Here is a 1,495-nt window from a genome sequence, read left to right on the forward strand (position 1 = left end):
CCCCCCCCCCCCCCCCCCGCCGATCCGGTACGGCTGCCCGCGCTCACCGAGCCGCGCCTCCAGCTTGGGCGGCCCGACGACGAGCACCTCGTCCCCGCGTGCGACGCAGGCGTCGATGAACGGTACGAGCGGGTTGAAGTGCCCGGATCCCTCGGTCGAGGCGAAGAGTACGCGCATGGCGCTGGACTCTAGCGCTGTGAGAGCGCTCCCACCCGCCCTCGGGCTCCCACCCGCCCTCAGGGTCAGGCTTGAGGACACAGCCCTAGGGTCTTTCGTTTGGCCCGGCAAGATCCAAACGAGAGGCCCTAGGCACGCATGGAGGCCAGAAGTGTGAGGGAGTCGGCGTCCGGGGCGTTCGGGGGCGGCGTGCCGACGAGGAGATGCTGGCCGGGGGTGTGCTGGACATCGAAGGTCTGGTAGGTGAGTGTGATCCGGCCCGCGTCCGGATGCTGGAAGATCTTGGTCTTGCGGCCGAGGCCACTGACCCGGTGCTCCCGCCACAGTGCCGCGAACTCCTCGCTGCTGCCGAGGAGTTCCCGTACAAGCCCGGCGATCCCGGGATCGCCCCGGTCCTCCCCCGCCGCCAGCCGCAGCGCCTCGACCGTGTCACGTGCGACGGTCGGCCACTCGACAAACAGTTCGCGCGCGGCCGGATCGTGGAAGACGGAGCGGACCATGCGGCGCGGCTCCGCCAGCGGGGAGAGCAGGGCCTTGGCCAGCGCGTTCGAGGCGAGGACATCGAGACGGCGGTTGACGACATAGGCGACCGCCCCGGGGAAAGCGTCCATGAGCCGCAGCAGCGCGGGGTCCACCTCGTCGGTGCGGTCCTGGCCGGTACGGGCGGAGGGCGTCGGCTTCGGTACAAGACCGGCCAGGCGGTAGGCATGCCAGCGGGCGTCCATGTCCAGGCACAGCGCCCGCGCGATGGCGTCGACGACCTGGCCCGAGGGGCTCCGTTCGCGGCCCTGTTCCAGGCGGGCGTAGTAGTCGGCACTGACTCCGGCGAGTACGGCAACCTCCTCGCGCCGCAGCCCGGCCACCCGGCGCGCGCCGGAACCGGGCAGTCCCACCTCGGCGGGGCTGAGTAGCGCGCGACGCGCGCAGGAATTCCCCCAGTTCGGAACCGCTCATCCGGAAAGCGTACGCCGCCGGACAGGGCCTAGTAGTGCTCAGCCGCTGGTGCCTGGCCGCCTCCCCCGGTCGCCGTTCCTGGGTGTGGCACACCCAGGAAGCCTCGCCCTCCCCCGGCGGCTCGATCCGTTGCACGCTCGGAGCGCACGGCGCGATCACCACCGCGTACCCGTCGGACCCGTTTCCGCTTCCCCGAAGGATCCTCATGAACGCCCCGGCCGTCTCTCCCGTCCTCTCCCCCGGCAGTGCCGTCTCTCCCAGCAAGGTCGTCCTGATCACAGGCGCGAGCAGCGGTATCGGCGAAGCCACCGCCCGGCGGCTGGCCGCCTCGGGCCACCGGGTGGTGCTCGGGGCCCGCCGTCCC

At 71.9% G+C, this 1,495-nt stretch carries 2 protein-coding genes; one reads left to right on the forward strand and one right to left on the reverse strand.

Features of this window, described 5'->3' with window-relative positions; all coding sequences use genetic code 11:
• Positions 1-305 precede the first annotated feature (305 nt).
• On the reverse strand, positions 306-1,070 hold the full coding sequence (locus tag GA0115259_RS10715; protein WP_345941003.1) for a helix-turn-helix domain-containing protein: 765 nt from the start codon (positions 1,068-1,070) through the stop codon (positions 306-308).
• A gap of 266 nt (positions 1,071-1,336) precedes the next feature.
• Between GA0115259_RS10715 and GA0115259_RS10720 the strand changes: the two genes are divergently transcribed.
• Positions 1,337-1,495 (forward strand): SDR family NAD(P)-dependent oxidoreductase (locus tag GA0115259_RS10720; RefSeq protein ID WP_141716516.1); only part of this gene is annotated, 159 nt, incomplete at its 3' end.

Source organism: Streptomyces sp. MnatMP-M17 (genome assembly GCF_900091995.1).
Lineage (GTDB): Bacteria > Actinomycetota > Actinomycetes > Streptomycetales > Streptomycetaceae > Streptomyces.